Here is a 25,799-nt window from a genome sequence, read left to right as displayed (position 1 = left end):
CTTGACGATCCAGAAGAGGGCGGTGGCCTCGGCGACTTTCGTCGGTGCATTCTCCGCTGTTTCCTGTCTCTACCGGATCGTGCAGGAGTCGCTGACGAACGTCGTCAAGCACGCGACGGAGGCGTCGAAGGTCGACATCGTCCTGCTCCGCGATCCCCGCCGGGTCGCGTTCACAGTCACCGACGGCAGACCGGTGTCAGGCCCCTGCCCGGACACCCGTACCGGCAACGGTCTTACCGGCATGCGGGAGCACGTCGCCCTGTTCGACGGTGACCTGACCGCGGGACCCGCGGCCACAGGATGGGCGGTCTCCGGTGAACTGAAGCCGAGCGAGCCGCGATGACCATCAAGGTCCTCCTCGCCGACGACCAGGCGCTCGTCCGTACGGCGTTCCGCAGCCTCCTCGGCACGATGCCGGACATCACGGTCGTCGGGGAGGCCGCCGACGGCCGGCAGGCCGTCGACCTCGTCCGGCGGACGGCGCCGGACGAGGTCCTCATGGGCGTCCGCATGCCCATGATGGACGGCATCGAGGCGACCCGTCGGATCACGAACACCTCGCCGTGCCGCGTCCTCACCCTGACCACCTTCGACCTCGACGAGTACGCGTTCGAGGGGCTGCGGGCGGGAGCATGCGGATTCCTCCTCAAGGACGTCGTCCCGGCCGTGCTGCACCAGGCGATCCGGACCGTGGCCTGCGGCGATGCCGTCCTCACCCCGCGCATCACCCGCGACCTCGTCGACCGTTTCGCCAAGGCCGCGGCCTGGCCCCGTGACGAGGCGGCCGGCGCGCTGTTCGCCCGGCTGACGGCCAGGGAACGGGACGTCTTCCGCCTCATCGCCACCGGCCTGACGAACGCGGAGGTCGCCAGCGCCTCCACCTCACCGAGGCCACCGTAAAGACCCACATCACGCGCCTCCTGGCCAAGCTCCAGCTCCGGGACCGGGTGCAGGTCGTGATCTTCGCCTACGAGCACCGACTGCGCCCGCACGGAACTCGACCGCTTCACCTCCGCGGGGCGGCGGTAAGAGACGGGTGCCTTTCGGCGGGTCATTTCACGCAAACCGCTTACCGGCTACAGCCTTGTAGACGCCAGGTGAACTGCGGATGATCGAAACGGGGCGTCCACTCGTCCCTGCCCTGAACGGCGAGAGCGCGAACTCCGTCCCGGGCGGCCGGACGAGCCTCCGGCGCGGCGGAACCGGCCGGCCCAGCCTGCGGTTGCCGCCCGGCGGGGGCGAGGCAGAGGAGGCAGTCCTTGACAGGCACCCATCCTGGCGGAGTGGGCGTCGAGACCCGCCGTCGTACCGCACCGCGGCCGGCCGTACTCCCCCCGACCGGGGCCTCGGCCCTCGGAGTCCCGGACGCCGGACCCCAGCAGTGGCACCGCGGTATGACTCTGGTGGCCACGATCAGCCTGTTCATCGGCACGCGCGCCGCCTGGACGACCGCGATGGCGACGCGTCCGCCGGTCGCCGCCGTCATCTCCGTCTGCTACGCCTCGATCCTCGCCTGCGCCGTCCTCGCCCTCCTCGTGCGGAGCCGACGGGCACTGATCAGGGTCGACGCGGCGGTACTGGTCACCGCGGTCGCACTGGTGATCTGCGGCTACCTGCTCGACCACACGGGCGCGGACGAAGCCGCGCTGACCGCCCAGGCCGCGGACCAGATCCTGCACGGCCGTCCGGTCTACGGCCAACCGTGGCCCTGGTTGTTCGACACGCACGGCGTCGGGATCACCAAGACCATGTCCGGCGGCGCCGACTACACGTACGGCTATCCGCCGCTTACCGCCCTGCTGGCCGCACCGGTGCACGCCGCCCTCCACTCCACGGCAGCCGCGACCCTGGTCACCACCGTCGCGCTGGCGGCCTCCTCCGTCCTGCTGTGGTTCCTGCTCCCGGCACCCTGGCGATCCGCCGGTACGGCAGTCTGCCTCGGCTTCGGCCTCCTGCCCCACTACGCCTACGCCGGTTACCCGGCCATCACGGCCCTCGCCCTGCTCGTCCCCGTCGTGGTCCGCTGGCCCGGCACGGGCGAGGGCGGCCGGCTCGGGGCAGGGGGCGTCCTGCGGGCTGCCTGCCTGGGCGCCGCCTGCGCCGCCCAGCAACTCGCCTGGTTCCTCGCCCCGTTCCTCCTGATCGGCCTGTACGCCGTCCGGCGCGGTGAACTCGGCCCCCGGCGCGCCCTGGCGGTCACCGCCCGCTACACGGCCACCGCCGCTCTCACCTGGTCCGCGGCCAACGCGTACTTCGCGGTCGAGGACTTCTCCGGCTGGCTGCACGGCATCCTGCTGCCACTCGACCAGAAGGCGATCCTGCACGGCCAGGGCGTGATGGGCATCTCCTACTACTTCACCGACGGCAGCAGCCGCCTCGACTTCTACTCGTACGGCAGCCAGTTGCTCCTGCTCGGCCTGCTCGCGGCCACGCTGCTGTTCGTCCGGCGGCTCGGCCCGGCTCTCACCGTCCTGCCGTGGCTCGCGTTCTACCTCGCCACCCGCTCCCAGGACGGCTACTTCCTGATGATGACCCCGCTGTGGCTGGCTGCCGCCGCCACCGCGCCGTCCGCCGCGTTCGCCACCGCCTGGCAGCCGCGCCTGCCCCGCCTCGCCGACCGACGCGCCAAGGCCGTCGTCGCGGCCGGGTTGCTCGCCCCCGCCGTCGCATGCGTGGTGATCGCCGCCGCGAGCCCGCCGCCTCTGCGCATGAGCCTCACGCCGCACTTCGCCGAGCATGGATCGCGCGTCGGTGTCACCACCATCGACGTCCGGGCCGTCAACACCACCGGTACGGCGCTCGAGCCCCACTTCGCGAGCCGTACCGGCCAGGGCGCCTCCAACTGGTGGACGACCACCTCGGGTCCGGCCGTCCTGGCCCCGCACGCTTCCGCCGACTACCGGGTGGAGCCCGAGGGGGGATTCCGCGCGATGCCCGTCGGCCACGGGCCGGGGAGCTATCTCATCGCCGTCACCGGCACCCCGATGACGATCGCTTCCGCCCGCATCCCGGCACGTTCCGCGGTCCGGTAAGAGCCACACCGGCCCTGTTCCGCCCGCTGGGAGCACGGAGCCGGCCCGGGGGTGCAGATGCCGCCCTCCGACGACCCGGGTGTCCCACTGCCCGCCGCGCGGCTGCGCACCCTGCTCGCCGCCCCCCCCCCCCCGCAAGCTCACCGCCGACCGCGTACTCGCCTGACGCCCTGACGAGCTCCGGCCGATCCCGCGCACCGGCTCCGCCGGGAGAGGTTCCGGCCGGGCACGACCGCCCTTTCGCCGGGCCGGAATCTCAACGCGCGGCAGCCGGCGACCGCCGATACCGGCAGCAGGCATCCGAATGCGATCTACAGTCCCGCGTGGAACCGTGGCTGACAGAGGAGCCACAGAGGTGCCCCGAGTTCCCCTCCATAAACAAGGCAACATTCACGTATGAACGGATGACCGCAGGGAAATCGGGGCGCAGGAGGTTGATAACCATGGTTCCCCTGCTTCTAGTTCTGCTTCTGGCACTCCTTCTGTTCGGCGCAGGCTTCGCCCTGAAGGTCCTCTGGTGGGTCGCGGTGGTCGTTCTGGTCGTGTGGCTCCTCGGCTTCGTGATGAGGTCCACCACCACGGGGGGCGGCCGGGGTCGCTGGTACCGATGGTGACCTGACCGCCCCTGAGCGTCGCTGAAGGACCCGTCCGAAACCTGGACGGGTCCTTCGCGCGTGTCGCGGCCGGAGCGGCGGAGCATCCTGCGGGCATCTTGCGGGCCAAAAAATGCTCCACGAGTCACGCCGGGATATCGGGGTAGGGGCGCCCCGCCGGGGACAGGAGGCGTCAGCGCGTGGGAACCTGCGCAACCTCCCGACGCGTCCCGTCCCCGGTCCCTGGGAGCACACGACATCCCGGGAAGCAGCCGCGGTGGGAGATCGTCGAGGGCGTCCGCCACCCCGTCGGCGACGGCATCAAGTGGCGCTGCATGGCTGCCGCCTTCGCGCCATGGCGGACGGTCCGCGGCTTCGACCTGCGCTGGGCTGTACCCGGGACGGGGTATCGGCGGCATCCGTGACCGGCTTCATCGCGAGGTCCACCTGGCCGGCGGAAAAACGCCCCGGGCGGGGGCAATGAGCATTGACCCGCGGAGCATCAAGGCGTGCGAGACCGTCGGCAGGGTGAACAGGCCGAGGGGCTCCTGAGCCGGCCAGAATGCCCGGTCCCACGGACGCCTGGATCGACGGGGCAGGTCAGGGGGGTGTGAGGGTGTCGAGTTGCGCTGCGAGGTCGGGGTGGGCGCCGATCAGGTGGGGACGGGTGTCGCCGAGGGGGCGGATGAGCTCGGCGGGGTCGTCCTGGGCGAGGGCCGCGTGGAGCCTGCCGAGCGGGAGGCGAGCCGCGGTGGGCAGGTCGGTGAGGGCGGCGATCTGGCCGGCGATCCGGCGCAGGTCGGCTGCGTTGCGGCGGGCCCATTCGGCTTGGGTGCGTTCGGCGGCGCGGCGTTCACGGGTGGCCTGGACGCGCTGTTCGCCGGTGGTTCCGGCGGGTCCGGGACGGCCGCGCAGGTAGCGGCGCTCGGCGGCCTGGCGGCTGGCTACGCCGAGGGGGTGGGCGAGGTCGGCCCAGCTGGCTCCTGCGTCGCGGGCGGTCTCGATCAAGCCGGTTTCCCACCCGGCGAGTCGCTCGCGTACCTGCCGCAGCAGCAGGAGGGAGGCCAGGGCCTGGTCCGTGCCGACCTGCGGAGCGTCAGGAGTGTGGGGGGTCCCGTGCTGGGCGGTACGCAGGGCTTCGTCCATGGCTTCGAGTGCTGCCGCGGCGGCGAGGAACGACGCCGGGCTGTTCGCGTCGGCGCTGGGTGAAGCCGGCTGGTCGGCCGGGGTCATGGGCACCTCCCTCGGGTTGTCATCCTTCCGACGACACCGTGTTTGTCATCCATCGGATGACATGCTACAACGGTTTCCGTGAGGCGCATTGGCAGCCACTGCCCGAACCTCTGGAGGTGTTTTCCGATGTTGATGCGCACTGACCCCTTCCGTGAGCTGGACCGGCTGGCGCAGCAGCTGATGGGCCCCGGCACCTGGTCGCGGCCGTCCCCGATGCCGATGGACGCCTACCGCGAGGGTGACCAGTACGTGGTGGCCTTCGACGTCCCCGGCGTCAGCGCGGACGCGATCGACATCGACGTCGAGCGGAACATGCTGACCGTCAAGGCCGAGCGCCGGCCGGTGGTGAAGGCCGACGACGTGCAGATGGAGCTGTCGGAGCGGCCGCTGGGTGTCTTCTCCCGCCAGCTGGTGCTGGCCGACACGCTGGACACCGAGCACATCCAGGCCGACTACGACGCCGGTGTGCTCACCCTGCGCATCCCGATCGCCGAGCGTGCCAAGCCCCGCAAGATCGCCATCGGCGTCGGGTCCGGCCGCAAGGAGATCTCCGGCTGAGCCGGACCGACAAGGGCTCTGAAGCGGCGGAGGACGGGTATCTGTTCGCCCCTCTCGCCCGTCCTCCGCGTTCCCCGGGACCGGGGATGAGTGGCGTCCGACGTAGCTGTGCGACGGGAAGTGTTCCTCGGCCACGTGAAGGAACGCGGCGAGTACGGCACTGTGCAGGAGGCCGAACGGGCGGCCCGCGTGGCGCTCTCCCTGCTGGCCGCACACATGGTCGGCGAGGTATGCGCCCAGTCGGCGGCGCGTCTGCCGCAGGGCTCCGCTCTCATCGTGCTTCAACTCCCTGCAGAGCGCCGGGCTGCTGCCCAGGAGCGGTTCGTGCGCGCCAGCACGGCCCGGGTCGAGGGTGCCACCGAGCAGACCGCCGCCCGGGATGTCAGCGCCGTCCTCTCCACGGTCGCCGACGCCGTGGGCGACGACCTGCTGAACCAGATCATGCGATGTTGGCTGGGTCCGGCGGGCGGCCGTGGCCGCCCACCGGACCCAGCCCGTTACGTCGTGGTCTCGGCGGGGTCAGGTCCCGTTGGCGGGCTGGGTGTAGGCGTGGCCGTCGACGGTGGTGGTCAGTGTGCCCGTCGCCTGGAACTTGTTGGTCCCCACGGTGATGTCCAGATGGAATCCGTCGGGACTGGTCTTCTTCGTCGCGTGGACGCGGCTGGTCCCGATGTCGGTCTGGACCAAGTCGGAGTACCAGTCGATCCTGTTGTGGAAAGGAGTCTCGTTCTGCAGGGTCACGCTCTCGGTGCCGTTGATGACCTGGCGTCCGTTGTCGGAGTAGTCCTTGTAGGTGATAGCGACGGTACTGATGGCGGTGTGTGCGTTGTTCTCGGTGACGGTGACCTCGGCCGACCCGGACGTCTTGCCGTCCAGGGTGTAGGTGCCCTGCGGCAGATGCCTGCGCGTGGGGATCGCGCTGCCCGGCTGGTACGGGACGCCCCAGGGAACGGTGTCGGATATGGGGGCGACCGGTTTCCGTTTCTGCGGCTTGCGGCTGGTGAGGTCGGCGATCATCAAACGTTCGGTCCGGCCGCCGGGGGCGGTGGACACGGGGCAGGGCAGCGGGTTCTGGCCGCCGCAGTCGGGCGCGACGGCCAGCGACTGCCAGTACGCGATGTGGGTTCCGTCGGGTGACCACTTGGGGTCGGCCCGGCCGTTCCACAGCGGGTCGTTGATGCTGCCGGGGCTGCCGTCACCGGCGGCGTTGAGCCGCTGGCCCGCGTAGGAGCCGCGGTCGCCGTACGCGTCGATGAGGTACGGCTGGAAGAAGCGGCGCTTGCCGTTGTTGCGGGCGGCCGAGATCGCGCTGGCACTCAGCAGGTCGGTGATGCCGGGGACGCCGCGCATCGCGGACAGGAAGGACAGCCGGTCGGTGCCCCGGGTGTCCATGACCACCGTCCACTTGCCGTCGGGCGAGAGGTCGACCGGATCGACGTACTCGGGATCGGCGGTCAGTCGGCGGACCTTGCCGGTGGTCAGGTCGGCCGCGAAGACGTCGATGTTGGACGACTCCGCCGGGTAACCGACGTAGGTGACCTCGCGTCCGTCGGCGGAGAAGCCCCGCAGTTCGCCGACCGACGGTACGAACGGGTTGAACCGCAGCTTGCCGGGGTCGCTGGGATCGACGTCGACCGGCTGCGTGGCGTTCGGGTCGAACAGCCGGCTGACCTTCACCACGTCATAGCGAGGCACCAGCGGCGTGCCCGTCGTCGGCGACGGGTTGAACTGCAACCGGCCCAGGTACGAGAACTGGTCGAGCCTGCCGCCCGTCACACTCATCGAGCTGAAGCCCAGATGTGTGTCGTCCGGATTGAGACGCAGTTCACGGATGCTTCCGCCGGGCCCCGAGCCGTCCGCGGTGTTGTTCCAGCGGATGGGGTAGATGTGGACTCGCTGTGGGGTGCAGGCCCGGTCGGCCAGCTTGTAGGGACCGCAGTCGATGATGTTCGTCCCGGCGAGGACCCGCCTGCCATCGCTGAACGCCTGGGGGTAGTCCATCGTGTCGGCGGGTCCCGGCGCGTTGCCCGGTGGGGTGCCGCAGGTGACGCACTTCCACGCGTCCCCGTTGGGGAAGGTGGTCCCGTCGGCCCTCACGAGGATCAGTTGCTGGCCCGTGTAGATGCTCGACGGATCGGGTGCCGCCGGTGCGCCCGTGAACAGCACCGTCGCGACGATGTTCCGGCTGTCTGGCAGGAAGTTGCCAGAGAACAGGCCGGTGGACTGCCCGATGCACCCGGTGCCGCGCGGGTTGATCTCCCTGGTGCAGGAGCCGGTCTCGGTGCTCGGTGTGACCGGGGGCAACGCCAACTCCCTCACCTTGACCGGCTCGGGCCTGGGCGGCGGCGGGACGACCTGCCCGCTGTCCACGGCCGGTGAGGCATGCGCGGGCTGCCATGAGGCGCTGGTCGCGGCCAGGGCGAGGACCAGCGCCAATACCGGCCAGACTCGGGGAATTGTTGTTCTTCTCCGGTACAGCATGCTCATCTCCTCCTTGAGTTGGGCGTCGCACGGGTGGAGGCGTCCTCGGCTGGGAAGGACATGTTTTCCTCGATCGGCGACAGGGATCGCCCGGCACCAGAAGCCACAAGATCCCCTCTCGGCTCGGTGCCGTCGGCTCCCCTGGCGCGCATGTCGGCTCCTTCGGGTGTGGTGGTGGTTCTCCGGGGAGGCAGAAAGAGGAAGGCGTTCGCCGGGCCCGGACACGGCGCGCCCAGAGGAGTCCGAAGCGAACAGCGCACGGGACGCGTGTCGTGCTCACGGAGCAGGGACGGCGCAGACGGGCTCGTGCGGGCCGACGGGTGGCCCGCATGCCGAGCGGTCCTCGCATGAGGACGGGGCGGGAACGTGAGAAGGGCGGCTCGTTAGAATGTAACCACGGTGGTGGCAGTTCGGCGATTAGACTCCCCGATCGCAGTGGATGGCAAGACCCTGAACGTGGTTGCCCTCGCCGGTGGTTGTCTTCAACGGCGCAGGAGGTTGCATGAGTTCGGCCCCGTCCTCGCGTTGATGTGGGCCGCTCGCGCACCGCGTGAGTCGGCCCTGATCCGGTCGCCGACGTGGGAGTCGCCGCGGCACACGCCACTGACAGGCGGCCTGTGACCTCCTGGAACGGCACCGGTCCTGGGGAGCGGACGGGGAAGTACTCGTGTCCGGATGAGCGTTTGAACGTTTTGGTTTCTTCTGATTGACCTATTGACCAAATGTCGTAAGCCGATCAGTATTCCGGTGACTCGAACAGGCGGGAGGTGCCATGGATGATCGAATGAACAGTCAGACGGTGGCGTCGTCCGCACCCGAAGGAGCTGGAATGCCGGACAGTACCCACAGCGTCGGTTTCCTCTGGGGAGCCGCCTCCGCGCCGCACCAGATCGAGGGCAACAACACCAACAGCGACTGGTGGGTACGCGAGGGCCAGGTGCCCGGCCTGGAACGCAGCGGGGACGCCTGCGACAGCTACCACCGCTACGCGGAGGACATGCGGCTGCTCGCGGAGGCCGGGCTCAACTCGTACCGCTTCGGCGTGGAGTGGGCACGCATCGAACCCGTCCCCGGGGAGTTCTCACGGGCCGAACTCGCCCACTACCGCCGGATGATCGACACGGCCCTCGGCCTCGGCCTGACACCCGTGATCACCCTGCACCATTTCTCCAACCCGCGCTGGTTCACAGAGGAGGGCGGCTGGGCCGGCGAGCGGGCGGTCGACCGCTTCGTCGCCTACGCGGAGCGGGTGACCGGCATCCTCGGCGACGTCCCGTACATCGTCACCATGAACGAGCCCAACATGCTCGCGATGATGTTGACCAGGGACCGCCTGACACTCAAGGAGCAGCAGCGGTCGGGGATGTGGCAGAGCCCCACCGTGGACACCGACCGTCGTGTGAAGTGGCCGACTCCGGACACCGATATCAGCGACGCCCTGGTCAAGGCGCACCACGCGGTCCGCGACGTCGTGCGCGCCAACACCGACGCGGCCGTCGGCTGGACGGTGGCCAACCGGGCCTTCGCCGCCCGCCCCGGCGCCGAGGAACGGAAACGTGAACTGGAGTACATCTGGGAGGACCTGTACCTGGAGGCCGCGCGCGGCGACGACTTCATCGGCGTCCAGGCGTACTCCAGTGTGTGGGTCGGCAAGGACGGCATCGAGCCGCACCCGCCGCACCCCGACAACACCCAGGTCGGCTCGGCGTACCGGCCGGACGCGCTGGGCATGGCGGTGCGCCACACCTGGGAGGTCACCGGTGGCACCCCGATCCTGGTGACCGAGAACGGCATCGCCACCGCCGACGACACCCGCCGCATCACGTACACGGACGAGGCGTTGCGCCACCTGTTCGCCGCCATGGACGACGGCATCGACGTACGCGGTTATCTGCACTGGTCCGCCCTGGACAACTTCGAATGGGGCCACTGGGCACCCACGTTCGGGCTGATCGTCGTGGACCGGGAGACCTTCGAGCGTCGTCCCAAGCCGAGCCTCGCCTGGCTCGGCGACGTGGCCCGCCGCGGCCGTTTCTGAACATCTTCGAGCGACCCGAGCGTTGGGGCGGACAGTCCGCCGTCCTGCGGACACCTCGCGCGCCGTCAGTACATAAAGGAAGTACGTATGTCCGATCAGCGCATCACTCCCGGCCCGTCGGAGTCCCGTCGCCCCGTCGTGACTCCGACGGCCGACTCCCCTGAGGGAGCCCTCTCGTGACGCTCGATCGACGCGGGCTCGTCCGCCGGCACAATCCCGTCCTGACGGCACCGCACCCCACCGACGTCCTCACCGTCGGCAACGGCGACATCGCGATGACGGTCGACCTGTCGGGCCTTCAGACGTTCCCGGACTTCCACGAGCTGCGCCCGGATCCGCGGCGCGTCGTCGACGGCGGCGAGACCGGCCTGCCCGCTCACCTCCCCCGCCCGTTCGATCGCGACGACCACCAGATACCGCTGCGCACGCAGTCGACCTGGGGGTGGTACCGCACCCGGACCGAGCGTGAGTTCCTCCCCGACGAGGCAACGACCGCATACGAGACGTCGCGTGGCACGGTGCCCTACCTCGACCGCAAGAGACTGCACCGCGCCGGCGACCCGATCCCCGACGAGTTCACGGCCGGCGCCTGGCTCGCCTTCAACCCCCGCCGCGCGCACCTCGGGCGCCTCGCGCTCGACGTGACACCCGGTGGTCCCCGGCTGGACGGCCCGCACCAGCTCACGGACATCCGCACCGAACTCGATCTGTGGACCGGGACCGTGCACGCCACGTACCGGCTCGACGGCGTCCCGGTGGCGGTGACGACGGTGGCACACCCCATGGTGCATCGCTTCGCGGCGCGCCTGCGATCCCCGCTGCTCGCTCGGGGCCTCGGCGTGGCCTGGTGCTTCGATCCACAGCCCGACGACCTGGCGCCGTTCGAACTACCACTCGACGCGCACGTCAGCTGGGCACAGCGGGGCCCTGGACACTGGGAAGCACACCGCAGCGTGGAGTCGTCGACGTACGTCGTCACGATCGAGACGACCGGCCGCCTCACCCCGCACGACGACGGCACTCGCGCCCTGGTGACGACCGATCAGCCGGAACTCGATGTGGTCGTCACTCTCCGGCCCGCGGAACGAAGCGCCTCCTCGACGCCCTCCTACGGGCTGCCGAGGACGGACACCGGCACGACCGCTTCGGACTTCACGTCCGTCCAGGAGGCCTCCGCCCGCTGGTGGGAGCGCCACTGGCTCGGTGGCGCCGCAGTGAGCTTCCAGGGCAGCGCCGACGAGCGGGCCGGGGAACTGGAACGCCGTGTCGTGTTGTCGCAGTACCTGACGGCGGTCAATGGAGCCGGCGCCACACCGCCCGCGGAGACCGGACTGACCTACAACACGTGGACGGGCAAGTTCCATCTGGAGATGCACTGGTGGCATGCGGCGCACTTCCCGCTGTGGGGTCGCGGCGAACTGCTGGAACGCAGCCTCGGCTGGTATCACGGTGCCCTCGCAGCTGCACGAAGCACCGCCCAGCGTCAGGGCTACCGCGGCGCGCGCTGGCCGAAGCAGACCGACAACTCGGCGCGTGAGTCGCCCAGCCACATCGGCGTCTTCCTGATCTGGCAACAGCCACACGTCATCCATCTGCTGGAGCTGCTGCACGACGAAGGACGCTCGACCGAGTTCCTCACAGAGCACTATCCGCTGGTCGAGGCCACCGCCGACTTCATGGCCGACTTCGTCGAGGAACGCGACGGTGTCTTCACGCTGCCGCCTCCGCTCGTCCCCGCGCAGGAGAGCTATCTCGCCGACCGCCTCACCAACTCCGACCCGACCTTCGAACTCGTCTACTGGTCCTGGGCTCTCGACGTCGCGAACGCGTGGAGGAGACGTCTCGGGCTCCCGCCCCGCGACGACTGGGACCGGGTCGCGCGGGGCATGCGCCGACCTCTGGTCCTGCCGGACGGTACCTACGCCGCGCTCGCGACGCCGCCCTACCTGGTGCGCAAGGACCATCCGTCGATGCTGATGGCGCTCGGCTGGCTGCCCGACACGGGGATCGTGGACCCCGACACCATGGGCGCCACTCTCGACGCGGTCTGGAACCATTGGAATTTCCATACCAGTTGGGGCTGGGACCACCCGGTCATGGCGATGACCGCCGCGCGCCTCGGCGACGTGGGCCGCGCCTTGGACGCGCTGCTGTTCCCTTCATCCAAGAACCAGTTCCTGACCAACGGCCACAACCCTCAGATGCCGGGCTTCCTCACGCTCTACCTTCCGGCGAACGGCGGACTGCTCGCCGCGGTCGCCCACGTCGTGGCCGCCGTGGACGGTGGAGCGAAGCCTCCCGAGGGCTGGGCCGTCATGTCCGAGGGTTTCGGATGACGGCCGGGTGACTGTCTCACCCGGACAGCCCACCGCAATTTCGCGCCGGGGCAACGACTTCCCCCACACCTCCAGCACCACCGCACCCCCCACGTCTGTCAACAGCGCACGAATCAAAGGTGATAGCCATGCGCAGGAATCCCACTGCTCAGCCCATGTCCCGGCCCATGAGCCGCCGCTCCTTCGTCTGGACGGCCGGATCGCTGAGCATCGCCGCGTCACTCCTCCTTCAGGGGTGCGGGTCGGACAGTGACTCCGGGTCCGACGGCGGCCGGGTCGAGCTGACCTTCATGAACCAGTCGCGAGGCCAGGAAGCCGCCCTCAACGCGCTCGCCAAGCAGTACACGAAGCAGACCGGGATCGCCGTCAAGGTCGAGTCCCCCGGACCGTCCGACTACCTGGCGAAGCTCCAGGCCAAGGCGCAGTCCCGCAACATGCCCGACGTGTACTCGTCGTTCCTCGCCGTCGACATGGCTCCCTTCTACAAAGCCGGCTGGGCCATGAACCTCCAGTCCGAACTCAAGGGAGCGTGGGGCGACCAGTTCGCCCCGGGAGTCGTCGAGCAGGCCACCTTCACCAAGGACAACAACCTCGGTGTCCCGGCGGGCGTCTACTCGGCGCACTGGGAGACGCAGTCCTATGGCCTGATCTTCGATCCCACCAGGACCAAGATCGACTCGAAGACGCCGCCGAAGACGATGGACGACCTCATCACCGCGCTGAAGGCGTCCAACAAGGACGGCAAGGGGAACTTCTCGGTCGCCTCGACGCTCACTCCGGCGCTGATCCAGGAGTTCGCCTCCAACTGGCTCACCGACCAGCAGATCTCGGACACCTTCGCCGGCAAGGCGAGCTGGAAGTCGGACGGCTGGCGCAAGGCGTTTCAACTCCTCCTCGATCTGAAGAAGGCCGGCGTCATATCCAACGGGGCGCTCCCCGGCGGTCAGGGCGACAACCCCGCGGTCGAGACGTCCTTCTTCAACAAGCGTGAGGTCGGCGCCATCTTCGACGCCTCGGCAGGCGTCTCGGTCGGCAAGCGCACGGCACCCGACTACACCGACTACGCCTCGATGCCGCTGCCCGCCGCCTCCGACGCCACGCTCACTCCCCGGTCCCCGGGCGTCCCCGGCAAGGGCGCGGTCGTCAACCCCCGTGGCAAGCACCCCAAGGAAGCGCTGGCCTTCGTCAAGTGGCTGACGATGCCTGAGCAGCAGAAGGTGTTCGCCGAGCAGGCCCGCATCGTACCGACGAGCAAGAAGCTTCTGGCTGACGGCGACCTTCCCCCGCAGCTCGCCGGTTTCGCCTCGGCCACCAAGAACCAGCAGAGGGTGACCAACAGCCTCACTCCCGACGTCAACGCGGCGCTCACCCGTGACACCCAGAGCCTGGTCCTCGGCGAGAAGACCGTCGACCAGGTCCTCGACGACCTCCAGTCCGCGCAGGGACGCGGCTGATGGCCTCGCTGACGGCGCGCGTCCGCGACCGACGCACCCTGCGCAGAAACCTGATCGCCCTCGCGTTCCTGGCCCCCGCGATCGCGCTCATCGGCGTGTTCACGATCACGCCGTTCGTCCAGGCGATCACCCTGAGCTTCCAGTCCTGGGACGGGATCAGCCCGGACACTCCCTGGGTGGGCCTGCAGAACTACAGGTTCGTCTTCGGGGACGACGAGTTCTGGGGTTCGATGAAGAACGTCGCGGTGTTCGGCGCGGTCGGTTTCGTCGTGGGGAACTCGGTCTCCCTGGGACTGGCCGTCGCGGTGAACCGGATCCGGCGCGGGCGGACCTTCTTCCGCACCGTCTTCTACCTACCGGGCGTGCTCTCCGTCGTGGTCGTCGGCGTGATCTTCTCGTTCATGTTCGAAGCACGGTCCGGGGTCCTCAACCGGCTACTCGAAGCCGTCGGCCTGGGATCGCTGCAGCAGAACTGGCTCGGCGACCCGGCGTTCGCCCTGCCGGCCGTCGCCGTGGTCTTCATCTGGCTCCACTGGGGCTTCGGGTTCCTCCTCTTCCTCGCCGGTCTTCAGGACATTCCGCAGGAGCTGTACGAGGCGGCGGACCTCGACGGCGCGCGCGCCTGGGCCAAGTTCCGGTACATCACCTGGCCACAGCTCGCACCCGTCACCACGATCGTCAGCCTGCTGACGCTCCTCGCGGCTCTGCAGATCTTCGGCACGGTCCAGGTCCTCACCAACGGCGGCCCCGGATCGCACACCCTGGTGCCCACCCTGCTCATCTACGACGAGGCCTTCACCAACAACCGCTACGGCAGCGCGGCGGCGATGTCGGTGCTCTTCGGCGGCGCCCTCGTGGTGCTCTCCTTCATCCAACTGACGATCGCGCGCCGGCGGGCCGACAAGTGACGACGAAAGCAGGTGACCGGGCAGACATGGTGACGTCGCTCGCAGGCACCCGGAAGAACGGTGCGGTTGAAGCCCCACCCGGCAGCTCCCTCCACGGCCGCCTTCCCGGGCCACCGCGCCGCCGCCGGATACGGGCCGACCGGGTAGGCCTCTATGGCCTGCTCGTCGTCGCGGCGCTGACCGCGCTCTTCCCGCTTCTGTGGATGCTTTCCGGATCGCTTCAGACACAGGACGAGCTGCTGTCGGGTGACCATTTCCTACCGAAGGTGCCGCACTGGCAGAACTACGTCACCGCGTGGACCGACGGCGACCTCGCTACGTATCTCTCCAACAGCGTGCTCTACACGCTGACCGCAGTGCTCGGCATCCTCGTCGTGTCCAGCATGGCCGGATACGTCCTCGCCCGGGTCGAGTTCTGGGGCAAGGGGTTCTTCACCTTCGTGATCCTCGCGGTCATGATCATCCCCGCGCCGGCGATGTTCCTCGCCCAGTACCGGCTCCTCCTCGACCTCCAACTGACCAACAGCCGAGCCGGCTACATCCTGATCCTGATCACCTCCGGAGTCCCGATGGCGACGCTGATCATGCGCAGCTTCTTTGTCGGCCAGCCCAGGGAACTCGAGGAGTCGGCGGCACTCGACGGCGCATCACCTCTCAGGATCTTCGCAAGCATCATCCTCCCCCTGGCCCGTCCGGGCCTCGCAGCCGTCGCTGTCATCCAGGGACTCCACGCCTGGAACGAGTACCTCATGGCCCTTGTCCTCTTCGACGACAACACGCTCATGCCGATCCAGCGCGGGCTGACGAGCTTCAACTCGGCGGAGACACCGCAACAACAGGTCCTGCTCGCCGCGACCGTGATCTCGGTGGTGCCCGTGATCGTGTTCTACCTGCTCGCGCAGCGGAACATCGTGAACGGCCTCGGTGCCGGCGCCCTCAAGTAGCCCGACACCTCGGGCCGGCGTCCCGCGCAGCGGCGGGCAGCCTTTGGCCCCTGGCCGCCGACGACATGGCTGCCGGGGCCTGGGGATTCGTGTCGGGTCCTGGATGGTTCGTCCTCCCTGAGGCCGGGTCTGTGCCCATGAACCGGTTCACCCTCGGCGCGCCGACGGAACCCGCGAGCCGGTGGCGCAAGTGGGGGAACGAGACGCGGTCCCGATAGCTGCCCACCGCGAGCTTCATGGCCTAGTGCTCAGGGCGCGGCTTGGCCTTGGTGGCGTGACGGGCGGCCTTGTAGGTCTCGGGCAGGAAGCGGTGTTCGATCGCGGTGCGCTTGGTGGCGGCGTCGCCGCCGACGACCTCGGCGCGGCCCTTCATCAGAGCGAGGAAGCCCTGGCGGGCGACTTCCTTGCGGCTGTTCTTCTTCATGCCGGGGCCGAAGGCGGTGTTGTTCATACCGGCGTTGGCGTGGAAGTCGCTGTCGGTGGCGCCGGGCATGAGGCAGGTGACGGTGACCCCGTGTTCCTTGAGTTCCTCGCGCAGTCCGAGGGCGAACATGCGGGTGAAGGCGCGGGAGGGCCCGTACACGGTCTCGTAGGGGGTGGGCAGGGTCGCGGACAGCGATGAGGTGATCAGGATGCGGCCGCGGCCGTTGTCGGCCATGTGGCGGGCTACGTGCTTGGCCAGGTGGACGACGGAGGCCACGTTCAGCTGGATGAGGGAGAGTTCGTCGTCGAGGTCGGTGTCGAGGAAGGCGCCGCCGATGCTGCGGCCGGCGTTGAGGACCGCGGCGTCGAGCGGTCGGCCGGTGTCTCGCACCGCCCGCCACACCGTCTCGACGCCCTCGCTCTGAGAGAGGTCGGCGCGCACCGGTGTGACATGGACGCCGTGGCGCGCGAGGTCGGCCGCTGACCGGTCGGTGTGCTCGCTGCGGCCGGTGGCGATCAGGTCGAAGCCGTTGACGGCGAACAGCTTCGCGAGTTCGTGGCCGATGCCCGCGGAGGCCCCGGTCACCAGGGCGAGCGGGCGGGGGGAGACGGTGCTGCTCATGAGAAGTGCTCCTCTTCCGTGTACTGGTGGGCGTCCGGTGCCGCCGATGGCCGGCCACCGTGGGGTGTGGGGGCCCGAGGGGGCTGGGGGTGGGTTACCAGTCCTGGCGGGTGGGATGGATGACGATGTCGTTGACGGTGACGTCGGTGGGCTGGTCGAGGGCGTAGACGACGGCGTCGGCCACGCGATCTGGGTGGATGGCGCCTGCATTGAGGTCCTGAGCGATCTGCTTGCCCTCGGCGTTGGAGACCTTGTCGGCCCAGCCGGTGTCGATGACACCGGGGCTGATCATGGAGACCTGGATGCCGTGGGCGATGCCGACCTCCTGGCGGAGACTGTCGGTGATGCCGCGGATGAAGAACTTGGTGGCGCTGTAGACGCCGCTGGCGTCCCCGACGCGGATGCCGGCCACCGAGCCGAGGTTGAGGATGTGGCCGGACTGGCGGGCGATCATGCCGGGCAGGACGGCGCTGATGGCATGCAGGTAGCCGCGGAGGTTGGTGTCGATCATCTTGTCCCAGTCGTCGACGGCACGGTCGGACCACTTGGAGAAGAGCATCAGGCCTGCGTTGTTGACCAAGTGGTCGACAGCGCCGTACTCGCCGGCGGCGAACTCGATCAGGCCCTCGACGTCGTCGCGGCGGGTGACGTCGGTGATGCGGGCGGTCGCGGTGCCGCCGGCGTCGCGGATCTCGGTGACCAGGGTGTTGAGCTTGTCGGCGTTGCGGGCGGCGAGGACGACGCGGGCGCCGCGCGAGGCCAGGGCCCGGGCCGTGGCCGCGCCGATGCCGGAGGACGCGCCGGTGATGACGCTGACGCGGCCCTGGAGATGGTTGTCGTGGCTGTCAGCCATGGTGGCTCTCTCCTTCTGCGAAGCGGTGTTCAGGCGGTGCGTGCGCGGGTGTCGAAATCGAGGAACATACGCAGGAACCCCTCCGGGTTCTCCTCGGGCACCCAGTGGCCGGCGCCCTCGACCAGGTGGCTGGTGACGTGGTCGGCGATCTCCTCGCACATGGCCCGGTAGTTGGCGGCCAGTGCCTGGGTGGCGCCGCCGGAGGCGAGCACGGGGAGGGTGAGCTTGCCGTCGGAGGCGATGGCGTCGCGGTGGATCTGGGCGTCGTGGTCGAGTTCCCGGTAGATCTCGCACAGGGCGCGCATTGCGCCGGGGGCCTGGAAGGCGCGGGCGTAGACGTCCACATCGGTGTCTGTGATGGCGTCGGGCTGGTAGGTCAGGTCGTCGAAGAACCGCGTGATGTACCAGCGTTCCCGGCCGTGGGTGAGGTGGACGGCGATGTCGGGGTGGGCGTGGAAGTCGAAGTGCCAGGCGCTCTTGGCGACCTTGCGCTGCTCGTAGTAGTCCGTGCCGGGCAGCGGGGCTTCCATGGTGGTGAGGCTGACGACGTCGTCGCGGTAGCGCAGGGCGTAGCCGAACGCCAGCACTGAGCCGAGGTCGTGGCCGACCATGGAGACGGGCCCTGGGATGCCGAGGTGGTCGTGGACGAGGGCGTGCAGGTCAGCGGCCATGGTCCGCTTGTCGTAGCCGTCTCGGGGCTTGGTCGAGGCGCCGGCGCCGCGGTAGTCGGGGGCGATGACGCGGTAGCCGGCCTGTGCCAGCGGGGTGAGGACCTTGCGCCAGGCGTGCCGGGTCTGCGGGGCGCCGTGGACGAGCACCACGGTCTTCGGCGCCGCGCGCTCGGGCAGCGGGGAAGGTTCGGCGAGGGTGTAGCCGATGCGGACACCGGCGTCGTGGTCGATCCAGGCGCGCCCGTGGGTGACCCGGACATTGGCGTGGTCGGGGCCGGTGGCTGCTGTGTGGTGCGCGTTCATCCTGGTGCGCCTTTCGTCGTACGGCTGCGGGCGGTGGTGGAGGGTCCGGCTGTGGGGCCACCGGCGGCTGGGGCTGACTGCTGGGGGCAGCTCGGGTCAGGCTGTCCGACAGTCCGGCGGCGCCGGTCGTGCCGGGGCGGCGTGGGTGTCGGTGAGCATCGCTTCCCTCTCCTTCACCGCTGTGTGCAGGGGCCTGGAGTGCTGGAGAAGGTGCTGGGGGACCGCTGCTCCGGCCAGGCTGGTGATCACCGTGCGGGCGGCGGCCTGCAGGCTCTCCCGGGTGGGGGTGGTGTGCGTGCTCATCGGTTCGGCTTCTGTGCGGGGCCGGGGCAGGCAGCGCAGTTGCCCGGGCCACCGGCCGGTGACAGAGCCAGGGGTACGGCGTTGTCACCGGTCGGCGGATTCTGTCGCCAGGTCAGGCCGCGGAGGCGTCGAAGTCGGCCGACTTCGTCAGCGCCTCGTTCGCGCGGATCTCGGCGAGCATCGACTCCAGCTGCTCGATCGCCATGCCGTACGCCGGAGCGCCCAGCAGCAGACGCTGGGGGTGGGTGCCGGAGGCGAGGGCCGTGATGATCGCGCGGGCGGCGGCGTGGGGGTCGCCGGGCTCCTTGCCGGTGTCCGCCCGGAATCCGGCACGCGCCGCGCCGACCGTGTCGGCGTAGTCGGCGATCTCCCGCTCGGGCAGCGTCTCGTTGGCGGACCGGCCGGCCCAGTCGGTGCGGAAGGGCCCGGGCTCCACGAGCAGCGTGGTGATGCCCAGCGGGGCGACCTCCTGGCGCAGGGCGTCGGTCAGGCCCTCGACGGCAAACTTGGTGGCGGCGTAGTAGCCGACGGCCGGGAAGGCGCGGAGCCCTCCGATGGAGGAGAAGTTCACGATCGTCCCCGAGCGGCGTGCGCGCATGCCCGGCAGGACGGCACGGATGACGTCGGACAGACCGAACACGTTGATGTCGAAGATCCGGCGGATCTCCTCATCCGTGCTCTCCTCCACGGCGGCGAAGTAGCCGATGCCGGCGTTGTTGACCAGCACATCGATGCCGCCGAAGTGCTTCTCCGCAGTCTCGATGGCCTCCCTGACCTGCGTGGCGTCGGTGACGTCGAGGGGCAGGGCGAGCGCCTGGTCGTTGCCCTCGACGAGATCCTGGACCTGGGCGACGTTGCGAGCGGTGACGACCGCCTTGTGACCGGCGGCGAGGACCTCCTGGGCCAGGGCACGGCCGAAGCCGGTCGAGCAGCCGGTGATGAACCAGACCTTCTGCTGAACAGTCACGATGCGGATCTTCCTCGGAACGGGCGCACCCCTCCCACGGCGATCACCACGGGTGACGGCGAAGGGGGCGCTGTGTACGGGGGAAGCGGCGCCCGCCCCGGCCTGTGCCACGCACACGGCAGGCGGGCCGCGGACCCTTTGAAGGTCGCTGCGATGGCCGCCCCACCATTCATGCACGCCGTAACGTGGCAGACCAAGCGGTGAACGGGGGCCATTGCTGCCGGGGAAAGACCTTCCCCCCCACGCCAGTGGAACCGCTCCGCGAGCCGGGGAACACTGGAGGCCATGGCGAACAATGCCGAGGAGATCAAGAAGTTCCTGCGCACCCGGCGTGACGCGGTCCGCCCCTCCCAGGTCGGCCTGGCGAACTACCCAGGCCGGCGGGTACCCGGCCTACGCCGCGAAGAGGTCGCGCAGCTCGCCGGGGTCAGCGTGGACTACTACACCCGCCTGGAGCAGGGACGGCTCACCAGCGCCTCCGAAGGCGTCATCCTCTCCATCGCCGAGGCCCTGCAGCTCACCCACGCCGAGACCCAGTACCTCCGCGACCTGCTGCGCCCCCAGCCCCGCCGCAACGCGCAGCAGGCACCGCCCCAGCAGGTACGGCCCGACCTGCTGCGCATGCTGAACGGGCTGCACGACCAGCCCGCCTTCGTCCTCGGCCGCCGCAACGAGGTCCTGGCCTCCAACGACCTGCTCGACGCCCTGCTCACCCCCTTCAACCACCGCCCAGCAGGCGAACGCAACCTGCTGCGCTGGATGCTCCTCGACCCCGCCGCCCGCTCCCTCTACCTCGACTGGGCGCAGATCACCTCCGAGGTCGTCGGCGTGCTGCGCGCCGAGGCCGGCCGCAACCCCAACGACCCTCAGATCGCCGAGCTCGTCGCCGAATTGCGCTCGGTGTCCCCTGAGTTCCGCACCTGGTGGGCCGAGCGGACCGTGGTCGAACGCACCTGGGGCAGCAAACGGTTCAACCACCCCGTCGTCGGCCGCCTCGACATCACCTACGAAGCCCTGACCTTGCCCGGCGACCCCGACCAGATCCTCTTCGTCTACGCCGGCAAAACCGACGACGACCTCGAGAAACTGCGCATCCTCGCCAGCTGGTACGCCCAGTCCGCCCCGCACCCCGCCGCTGCGGGCGAGCACACTGCCCAGCCGCATCGGCAGGGGACGGACGAACAAGATCCCCGCCACGCGTAGGCCCGCCGCGGCGACCTGCCCGGCCTGGCGTCCCCTCCTCCTTTCCTCCCCGCCCCAGCTCAGAGACAAGGAATGATCATGTCTGCCACGCCTGTGAACCGGCCCCTCGCCTTCGTCACCGGCGCCTCGAACGGCATCGGCACCGAGATCGCCCGCCAGCTCGCCTCCCGTGGCTACGACATCATCGGCACCGGCCGCGGCGACGCCATCGACACTGTCGCCGAACAGCTACGGGCCATGGGCGCCACCGTCCATCCGCTCCGTGCCGACCTCGCTACCTACGATGGCGTCGAAGACCTGTGGAAGCAGGTGCAGGAGATCGGCCGCCCCCTCGACATCGCCGTCCTCAACGCCGGCCGGAGCATCGGCGGTGCCTTCGCCACCGACACCGACCTCCACGACGAACTCGAGTTGATCGCGCTCAATGTCAACGCGGTCGTACACCTCGCCAAGCGGGTCGTACCCGGCATGCTGGCCCGCGGCAAGGGACGCATCCTGATCACCTCCTCCATCTCCGCCACCATGCCCACCCCCTACGAGACCGTCTACGGGCCCTCGAAGGCGTTCGGCTACTCCTTCGCCGAGTCCCTGCGCGAAGAACTCCGCGGCAGCGGCGTCACCGTCACCGCGCTCCTGCCCGGTGCCACCGACAGCGACTTCCACGCCCGCGCCGGCATGGGACAGACCGCCATCGGCAAGGGGCAGAAGAACGACAAGCGTCTCGTCGCCAAGCAAGGAGTCGACGCCCTCCTCGCCGGCAAGGACCACGTCGTCGGCGGTGACAAAGCCACCAAACGACAGGCATTCCTCAACCGGTTCATCCCCGAGCACGTCAAGGCCCGCCGCCAGGGAGCCAACGCCAAGCCGTAGATCCGTATGGACGACATCGCGCGTGAGGTGGGAGCGCGCCGCCGTGGTGCAGCCGCGAGGAGCTTTCCCGGGTGCTCCGTGCGCGTGGTTTCCCAGAGGAAACCGTCGCGCGGACGCGAAGTGGCGCGGTTGTCGCGCGACGCTCAGCAGGCCCGCTCTGCTCCGCACACCCTATGCAGTGAGGCCACAACGTGCGTCTGCACCACGTCACCGCAGGCTCCGGGGACAAGGCCGCCGTGCTCATCCACGGGGCACCACAGACCTGGTACGCCTGGCGCCACACCATCCACCCTCTCGTCCGCGACCACCTGGAGGGTGCATGCACCGATCACGCTCGTCGGACACGACATCGGCATGATGGTCACCCAGACATACGCCCTGCGCTACCCCCGCTCCCGACGTCGTCGAAGCGCGCTTCCCCCACGTCCCCCTGAAATCCGAACTCGGGGACCGGACGCCGCTGCTGTCGAACCAGGCAGTCAAGAAACACCTGGGCTTTCGCCCCCGCCACAGCTGGCGCGACCACGTCCCCGACGGAAACTGACCCTTGACCCCACCCGCAGGACCGGCCCTACGGCACGACACACCATCCGCCCCAACTGCGATGTCGGGGCGGTGACCAGGCTGGCGTGCCACCAATGCCGAGGTCCGCGCCCGTGTGGAACACGTGTTCTCACGAATGAAGAACTACAAGATCCTCCGCGACTGCCGGCAGCGCGGCGACGGCCTCCGCCACGCCGTACAGGCCGTCGCCCGCATGCACGATCTCGCCCTCGCCGCATGAGCGCACAGACGGACCGACCGCTTCAGGCCGCCTGATCACGGCCTTCTGCAACACCCCTCCCGCGTAGGCCCACCGCGGCGTCGCGGCCGGGCCGCCATGGGCAAGACCCTCATCCGCAAGGGTCAGAAGTGCGACAGACATCTGGTCGCGAGGCCCCCTGACCACTTGCCTCCGCCTACCACCGTCAATGAAGCAAGGACACCGTCACCGGTCCGAACCCGATCACCGATCGGGCCCCGTCCAGCGCCCATATCACCTGAACTCGGCCGTGCTCCACGACGAGCTCGGTGACCGCCTCTTCCAGCGAGACCGGCTCGGCGGTCAGGGTGGCCAGGCTGACGTGCACCGTGGTGCCCCCGGCCTGCCCGGTGAGCCGGGGTATCCGGGCCCACCGGGCGTAGGCCGTGCCCTGCGGGGCGCGGAGCGGCTCGCAGGCGTCGTCCCAGCCGTGCAGACCGTGCAGCGCCGAGACGACGGAACCGTCGGGGCTGGTGGCCCAACCCGTATGGCTGACACGGGAGTCGGCCGGTGCGCCGACCACCCGGTGGACGCGCACTTCGTACGGGCCCCTGGCCACCGTGATGCTCTCCACCCGCAGTCCCGGGGCCATGGGCGGACCCGCGGTGAAGACCGGCCGGTGCCAGGAGGCGGCCCAGCCCCAGCCGTCGCCGCCGCCCGCCCCCAGCGGGTGGATGCGACGCCGTACGCTGCCCCGTCCGCCGACCTCGACGGACAGGTGGTTGTCGGCGGCGTTCCCGCTAGCGGTCGGTCCGGTGTGTGTCGAGTACGCCTGCCGACCGTAGAGCGGATCGTCGGCCGTCGTTTCGCCTTCATGGGGCCGTACGTGGTCACTGCCGTGGTTGTGCAGTCGTACGATCCCGTCGGCGCGCGTCGACTGGATCAACAGCCCGGGTGCAGGCAGGGCCAGGACACGGTCGGCCGTCTCGGTCGGCGCCGGCTCCTCGGGGTCGGTCCACAGCGGATGGTCCGCCGGAGCGAGAAGGGCTACGAACGCCTTCGAGGACCAATACGGGGAGGACGGGCCGGAGTAGGTCTGCAGGGTCGCCTCGTGCGGGCCGTACCAGCCAGGGCTCAGCAGGCCGTCCTCGGTGAGGGCGTCCCGCTCCAGGAAGTGACGCAGGCAACCGCTGATCAGGCGGCGGGAAGTGCCGGGGGACAACGGAGTGTGGCCGGTGACGGCGCCCAGGCCGACGGCCGCGGAGCCGGCGAATCGGTACGTCAGTGAACGGCCGTAGTACACGGGCGCACCGTCCGCGGCGAACATCAGGCCGAAGCCTTCAAGGTGCTCGCGCAGCCGGGTGCCGTACGGCTCCGCGTCCGCCGCCGCGAGGTGGGCGTCGAGGACCGGATACAGGTGCAGGGCCCAGCCGTTGTAGTGGTCGAAGGCGCGTCCGTCGCCGTCGCTGTACCAGCCGTCGCCTACGTACCAGCCCTCCAGCAGTTCCCGTGCGCGCTGCCGTACGGCGGCTGTCTCGGCGTCGCCGCGGCCCACCGACTCCAGGAACCCGGCGACGGCGTAGGGGAAGAGGTACCAGTTGTTCGGCGCGGGCGTGTGCCGCAGCGCGCCGCGCAGCCATTCCTCCGTGCGGTCCTGCACGTCGGCGTCGAGGTTCTTCCACAGCCACGGTGCGGTCAGCCGCAGGCCGAGCGCCACGGACGCCGACTCGACCATGGGCTGACCCGCGACCAGGTGGTCGAGGATCAGCGGCCAGGACTCGGTGTCGTCACGGCCGGGGGTGCGGGTGCCTGCGGCGAGACCGCTCGCGTAACGCTCCAGCCAGCCGTGCGGGTCGTCGCCGCCGGCACCTGCCACACGGAACGCGGCGGCGAGGAACGTACGGGCGAAACCCTCCAGACCGTCGGAGCGCACGCCCGCTGCGGAAGGGCGGCCGGGCAGGTCGAGCAGGGCGCCGCCCGGGGTGCTCCAGCGCCAGGCGGAGGCCAGCAGACCGTCGGCGACCGCCTCCCAGTGGGCCCGGCTCCAACCGGTGTGAGGACTCGACTCCCTGTCTTCCGGAGGGAGTTGGAAGGGGGCCTTCATGCCGAGTACGCCAGCCTCTCGCGTCGTACGGGATGCAGGAAGCCGGCGCCGGAGGTCCAGCGGGCGATCTCGGCGACGGCGTGTTCGGCCAGGCGGCCCCATTCGTTGCCCTGTGAGCCGGCGAGGTGGGGGGTGATGAGAACGTTGTCGCAGTCCCACAACGGGTGCTCGGGCGGCAGGACTTCGGGGTCGGTGACGTCGAGGACGGCCCGGATGCGGCCGGCCCGGGCGGCGTCGGTGAGTGCGTCCTGGTCGATGACCGCGCCCCGAGCCGTGTTGATCAGTACGGCGCCCGGACGCATCGACTCGATCAGGGAGCGGCTGACCAGGCCGCGGGTGGCGGGCAGCAACGGCGTGTGCACGCTCACGGTGTCGCTGCGGGTGAACAACTCCGTCAACTCAACTCGCGTGGCGCCGAGTTCGGCTGCCTCGGAGTCGGTGACGAACGGGTCGTGGAGGAGGACCTCCACGTCGTGCTCACGCAGCAGTTCGATGACCCGTCGGCCGATGAGTGACGCGGACAGGATGCCGATGGTGCGGTGGTGGTTGCCGATGGTGCGCGGAATCCGCACCAGGCGTTCGAGGGTTCGGGTGGCGCGGAGAAGGTGGGCGCGTTCGAGAGCCTGTTTGCCGGTGAGCAGGATCATGGCGAGGGTGTACTCGGCGACCGGCAGGGCGTTGGGGACCGCGGCCGAGGACACCTCGATGCCGCGCTCCCAGCAGGCCTCGGTGATGTGCCCGCGCACGCTGCCCGCGGCGTGTACCACCGCGCGCAGACGCGGCGCGGCCGCGAGGACGTCCGCGTCCAGGGGCGGGCAGCGCCAACTGGTGACCAGCAGGTCGACCTCGGCGAGGATCTCACGGGCCCTGGGTGTGCCGAGGTCGTCCAGGACGGGGAGCGGGGCGAGGTCGCAGACGGTGTTGAGCCGGGCGAGGGCGTCGGGGGCGAACACGACGGTGGCCGCGTCCTGGGACATGGCCAGGGCAGCCCTGGGGCGGAGCTTGGAGTCGGTCATCAGGGTGCGGGAACTCCTCAACGAAGCGGTGGAGACGGCTGGTTGACGGCCGGTTTGCCGATGAGCCGCTGCGCTTGTTCGATTGTTGGAAATCCTGATGCCCGGGGTTCAAACAGTCAAGATGTCGATCAGAAGTAATTCAAAC

The 25,799-nt window shown here is 69.7% G+C and carries 20 protein-coding genes and 3 pseudogenes; 14 read left to right on the top strand and 9 right to left on the bottom strand.

Annotation, left to right across the window (positions count from 1 at the left end; genetic code table 11):
- Position 1 precedes the first annotated feature (1 nt).
- The 4 genes and pseudogenes from ACFY6U_RS02570 (at position 2) to ACFY6U_RS02555 (ending at position 3,646) form a co-directional block, all read left to right on the top strand.
- The gene (locus ACFY6U_RS02570; RefSeq protein WP_390034697.1) at positions 2-343 is read left to right on the top strand and encodes an ATP-binding protein; all 342 of its coding nucleotides are present in this window, start codon (positions 2-4) and stop codon (positions 341-343) included.
- Positions 340-974 (top strand): annotated as a pseudogene (locus tag ACFY6U_RS02565) (response regulator); the annotation flags it as partial. The gene ACFY6U_RS02570 and the pseudogene ACFY6U_RS02565, both read left to right, overlap by 4 nt.
- Before the next feature lie 420 nt (positions 975-1,394).
- Entirely contained in the window at positions 1,395-3,032 is a 1,638-nt protein-coding gene (locus tag ACFY6U_RS02560) for a hypothetical protein (protein WP_390035186.1), read from the top strand.
- Between the two features lie 443 nt (positions 3,033-3,475).
- Positions 3,476-3,646 (top strand): hydrophobic protein, encoded by a 171-nt coding sequence (locus tag ACFY6U_RS02555; RefSeq protein WP_390035185.1) that lies wholly within the window; start codon positions 3,476-3,478, stop codon positions 3,644-3,646.
- Positions 3,647-4,225: 579 nt separating this feature from the next.
- On the opposite strand, the gene ACFY6U_RS02550 is transcribed toward ACFY6U_RS02555, so the two are convergent.
- Positions 4,226-4,858, bottom strand: a complete 633-nt coding sequence (locus tag ACFY6U_RS02550) for a type III effector protein (protein ID WP_390034696.1) — start codon at positions 4,856-4,858, stop codon at positions 4,226-4,228.
- Between the two features lie 126 nt (positions 4,859-4,984).
- Between ACFY6U_RS02550 and ACFY6U_RS02545 the strand changes: the two genes are divergently transcribed.
- Positions 4,985-5,416 carry an Hsp20/alpha crystallin family protein gene (locus tag ACFY6U_RS02545; protein ID WP_390034695.1) on the top strand — a complete coding sequence of 144 codons (432 nt, stop codon included), beginning with the start codon at positions 4,985-4,987 and terminating at the stop codon, positions 5,414-5,416.
- 90 nt (positions 5,417-5,506) lie between these two features.
- Positions 5,507-5,800: pseudogene (locus ACFY6U_RS02540) on the top strand (DUF2267 domain-containing protein); the annotation flags it as partial.
- Between the two features lie 135 nt (positions 5,801-5,935).
- Here ACFY6U_RS02540 and ACFY6U_RS02535 read toward each other — a convergent pair.
- The gene (locus ACFY6U_RS02535; RefSeq protein WP_390034694.1) at positions 5,936-7,903 is read right to left on the bottom strand and encodes a TolB family protein; all 1,968 of its coding nucleotides are present in this window, start codon (positions 7,901-7,903) and stop codon (positions 5,936-5,938) included.
- 823 nt (positions 7,904-8,726) lie between these two features.
- Between ACFY6U_RS02535 and ACFY6U_RS02530 the strand changes: the two genes are divergently transcribed.
- From ACFY6U_RS02530 to ACFY6U_RS02510, 5 genes are all read left to right on the top strand, one after another.
- Positions 8,727-9,935 (top strand): glycoside hydrolase family 1 protein, encoded by a 1,209-nt coding sequence (locus ACFY6U_RS02530; protein ID WP_390034693.1) that lies wholly within the window; start codon positions 8,727-8,729, stop codon positions 9,933-9,935.
- A gap of 176 nt (positions 9,936-10,111) precedes the next feature.
- Positions 10,112-12,271 (top strand): hypothetical protein, encoded by a 2,160-nt coding sequence (locus ACFY6U_RS02525; RefSeq protein WP_390034692.1) that lies wholly within the window; start codon positions 10,112-10,114, stop codon positions 12,269-12,271.
- A 128-nt stretch (positions 12,272-12,399) separates the two neighbouring features.
- The gene (locus ACFY6U_RS02520) at positions 12,400-13,725 is read left to right on the top strand and encodes an ABC transporter substrate-binding protein (RefSeq protein WP_390034691.1); all 1,326 of its coding nucleotides are present in this window, start codon (positions 12,400-12,402) and stop codon (positions 13,723-13,725) included.
- Complete coding sequence (locus ACFY6U_RS02515; protein ID WP_390034690.1) at positions 13,725-14,633, top strand: carbohydrate ABC transporter permease; 909 nt, start codon at positions 13,725-13,727, stop codon at positions 14,631-14,633. The genes ACFY6U_RS02520 and ACFY6U_RS02515 overlap by 1 nt, the downstream gene beginning before the upstream one ends.
- Positions 14,634-14,659: 26 nt before the next feature.
- The gene (locus tag ACFY6U_RS02510; RefSeq protein ID WP_390034689.1) at positions 14,660-15,577 is read left to right on the top strand and encodes a carbohydrate ABC transporter permease; all 918 of its coding nucleotides are present in this window, start codon (positions 14,660-14,662) and stop codon (positions 15,575-15,577) included.
- A gap of 241 nt (positions 15,578-15,818) precedes the next feature.
- Here the strand turns inward: ACFY6U_RS02510 and ACFY6U_RS02505 are convergent, their stop codons facing one another.
- From ACFY6U_RS02505 to ACFY6U_RS02485, 5 genes are all read right to left on the bottom strand, one after another.
- Positions 15,819-16,622, bottom strand: a complete 804-nt coding sequence (locus tag ACFY6U_RS02505; protein ID WP_390034688.1) for an SDR family NAD(P)-dependent oxidoreductase — start codon at positions 16,620-16,622, stop codon at positions 15,819-15,821.
- Between the two features lie 94 nt (positions 16,623-16,716).
- Positions 16,717-17,475, bottom strand: a complete 759-nt coding sequence (locus ACFY6U_RS02500) for an SDR family oxidoreductase (protein ID WP_390034687.1) — start codon at positions 17,473-17,475, stop codon at positions 16,717-16,719.
- 29 nt (positions 17,476-17,504) lie between these two features.
- The gene (locus ACFY6U_RS02495; protein ID WP_390034686.1) at positions 17,505-18,449 is read right to left on the bottom strand and encodes an alpha/beta fold hydrolase; all 945 of its coding nucleotides are present in this window, start codon (positions 18,447-18,449) and stop codon (positions 17,505-17,507) included.
- A gap of 96 nt (positions 18,450-18,545) precedes the next feature.
- Positions 18,546-18,752, bottom strand: coding sequence for a hypothetical protein (locus ACFY6U_RS02490; RefSeq protein ID WP_390034685.1), 207 nt, complete (start codon positions 18,750-18,752; stop codon positions 18,546-18,548).
- Between the two features lie 112 nt (positions 18,753-18,864).
- On the bottom strand, positions 18,865-19,719 hold the full coding sequence (locus tag ACFY6U_RS02485; RefSeq protein WP_390034684.1) for an oxidoreductase: 855 nt from the start codon (positions 19,717-19,719) through the stop codon (positions 18,865-18,867).
- Positions 19,720-20,004: 285 nt separating this feature from the next.
- Between ACFY6U_RS02485 and ACFY6U_RS02480 the strand changes: the two genes are divergently transcribed.
- The 3 genes and pseudogenes from ACFY6U_RS02480 to ACFY6U_RS02470 form a co-directional block, all read left to right on the top strand.
- A complete protein-coding gene (locus ACFY6U_RS02480; RefSeq protein ID WP_390034683.1) occupies positions 20,005-20,922 on the top strand; it encodes a helix-turn-helix transcriptional regulator in 918 nt (305 codons plus the stop codon).
- 78 nt (positions 20,923-21,000) lie between these two features.
- Positions 21,001-21,792: an SDR family NAD(P)-dependent oxidoreductase gene (locus ACFY6U_RS02475; RefSeq protein WP_390034682.1), complete on the top strand. Its 792-nt coding sequence runs from the start codon at positions 21,001-21,003 to the stop codon at positions 21,790-21,792.
- A 643-nt stretch (positions 21,793-22,435) separates the two neighbouring features.
- Positions 22,436-22,576, top strand: a pseudogene (locus ACFY6U_RS02470) (IS5/IS1182 family transposase); the annotation flags it as partial.
- A gap of 184 nt (positions 22,577-22,760) precedes the next feature.
- Here ACFY6U_RS02470 and ACFY6U_RS02465 read toward each other — a convergent pair.
- Together ACFY6U_RS02465 and ACFY6U_RS02460 are read right to left on the bottom strand one after the other, a co-directional pair.
- Positions 22,761-24,638 (bottom strand): DUF2264 domain-containing protein, encoded by a 1,878-nt coding sequence (locus tag ACFY6U_RS02465; RefSeq protein ID WP_390034681.1) that lies wholly within the window; start codon positions 24,636-24,638, stop codon positions 22,761-22,763.
- Positions 24,635-25,654: a hydroxyacid dehydrogenase gene (locus tag ACFY6U_RS02460; RefSeq protein WP_390034680.1), complete on the bottom strand. Its 1,020-nt coding sequence runs from the start codon at positions 25,652-25,654 to the stop codon at positions 24,635-24,637. The genes ACFY6U_RS02465 and ACFY6U_RS02460 overlap by 4 nt, the downstream gene beginning before the upstream one ends.
- Between the last annotated feature and the right edge of the window lie 145 nt (positions 25,655-25,799).

The organism is Streptomyces sp. NPDC013157 (assembly GCF_042899865.1).
In the GTDB taxonomy this organism is placed as follows: domain Bacteria; phylum Actinomycetota; class Actinomycetes; order Streptomycetales; family Streptomycetaceae; genus Streptomyces.
This window is presented reverse-complemented; position numbering and strand designations above follow the sequence as displayed.

Excerpts from the sequence above, each read along its gene's own strand:
- ACFY6U_RS02510 (WP_390034689.1), top strand. The coding sequence starts at position 14,660 with ATGGTGACGTCGCTCGCAGGCACCCGGAAGAACGGTGCGGTTGAAGCC.
- ACFY6U_RS02520 (WP_390034691.1), top strand. The coding sequence starts at position 12,400 with ATGCGCAGGAATCCCACTGCTCAGCCCATGTCCCGGCCCATGAGCCGC.
- ACFY6U_RS02460 (WP_390034680.1), bottom strand. The coding sequence starts at position 25,654 with ATGACCGACTCCAAGCTCCGCCCCAGGGCTGCCCTGGCCATGTCCCAG.
- ACFY6U_RS02545 (WP_390034695.1), top strand. The coding sequence starts at position 4,985 with ATGTTGATGCGCACTGACCCCTTCCGTGAGCTGGACCGGCTGGCGCAG.
- ACFY6U_RS02500 (WP_390034687.1), bottom strand. The coding sequence starts at position 17,475 with ATGGCTGACAGCCACGACAACCATCTCCAGGGCCGCGTCAGCGTCATC.
- ACFY6U_RS02535 (WP_390034694.1), bottom strand. The coding sequence starts at position 7,903 with ATGAGCATGCTGTACCGGAGAAGAACAACAATTCCCCGAGTCTGGCCG.
- ACFY6U_RS02490 (WP_390034685.1), bottom strand. The coding sequence starts at position 18,752 with ATGAGCACGCACACCACCCCCACCCGGGAGAGCCTGCAGGCCGCCGCC.
- ACFY6U_RS02550 (WP_390034696.1), bottom strand. The coding sequence starts at position 4,858 with ATGACCCCGGCCGACCAGCCGGCTTCACCCAGCGCCGACGCGAACAGC.
- ACFY6U_RS02475 (WP_390034682.1), top strand. The coding sequence starts at position 21,001 with ATGTCTGCCACGCCTGTGAACCGGCCCCTCGCCTTCGTCACCGGCGCC.
- ACFY6U_RS02515 (WP_390034690.1), top strand. The coding sequence starts at position 13,725 with ATGGCCTCGCTGACGGCGCGCGTCCGCGACCGACGCACCCTGCGCAGA.
- ACFY6U_RS02560 (WP_390035186.1), top strand. The coding sequence starts at position 1,395 with ATGACTCTGGTGGCCACGATCAGCCTGTTCATCGGCACGCGCGCCGCC.
- ACFY6U_RS02555 (WP_390035185.1), top strand. The coding sequence starts at position 3,476 with ATGGTTCCCCTGCTTCTAGTTCTGCTTCTGGCACTCCTTCTGTTCGGC.
- ACFY6U_RS02505 (WP_390034688.1), bottom strand. The coding sequence starts at position 16,622 with ATGAGCAGCACCGTCTCCCCCCGCCCGCTCGCCCTGGTGACCGGGGCC.
- ACFY6U_RS02465 (WP_390034681.1), bottom strand. The coding sequence starts at position 24,638 with ATGAAGGCCCCCTTCCAACTCCCTCCGGAAGACAGGGAGTCGAGTCCT.
- ACFY6U_RS02480 (WP_390034683.1), top strand. The coding sequence starts at position 20,005 with ATGGCGAACAATGCCGAGGAGATCAAGAAGTTCCTGCGCACCCGGCGT.
- ACFY6U_RS02495 (WP_390034686.1), bottom strand. The coding sequence starts at position 18,449 with ATGAACGCGCACCACACAGCAGCCACCGGCCCCGACCACGCCAATGTC.
- ACFY6U_RS02530 (WP_390034693.1), top strand. The coding sequence starts at position 8,727 with ATGCCGGACAGTACCCACAGCGTCGGTTTCCTCTGGGGAGCCGCCTCC.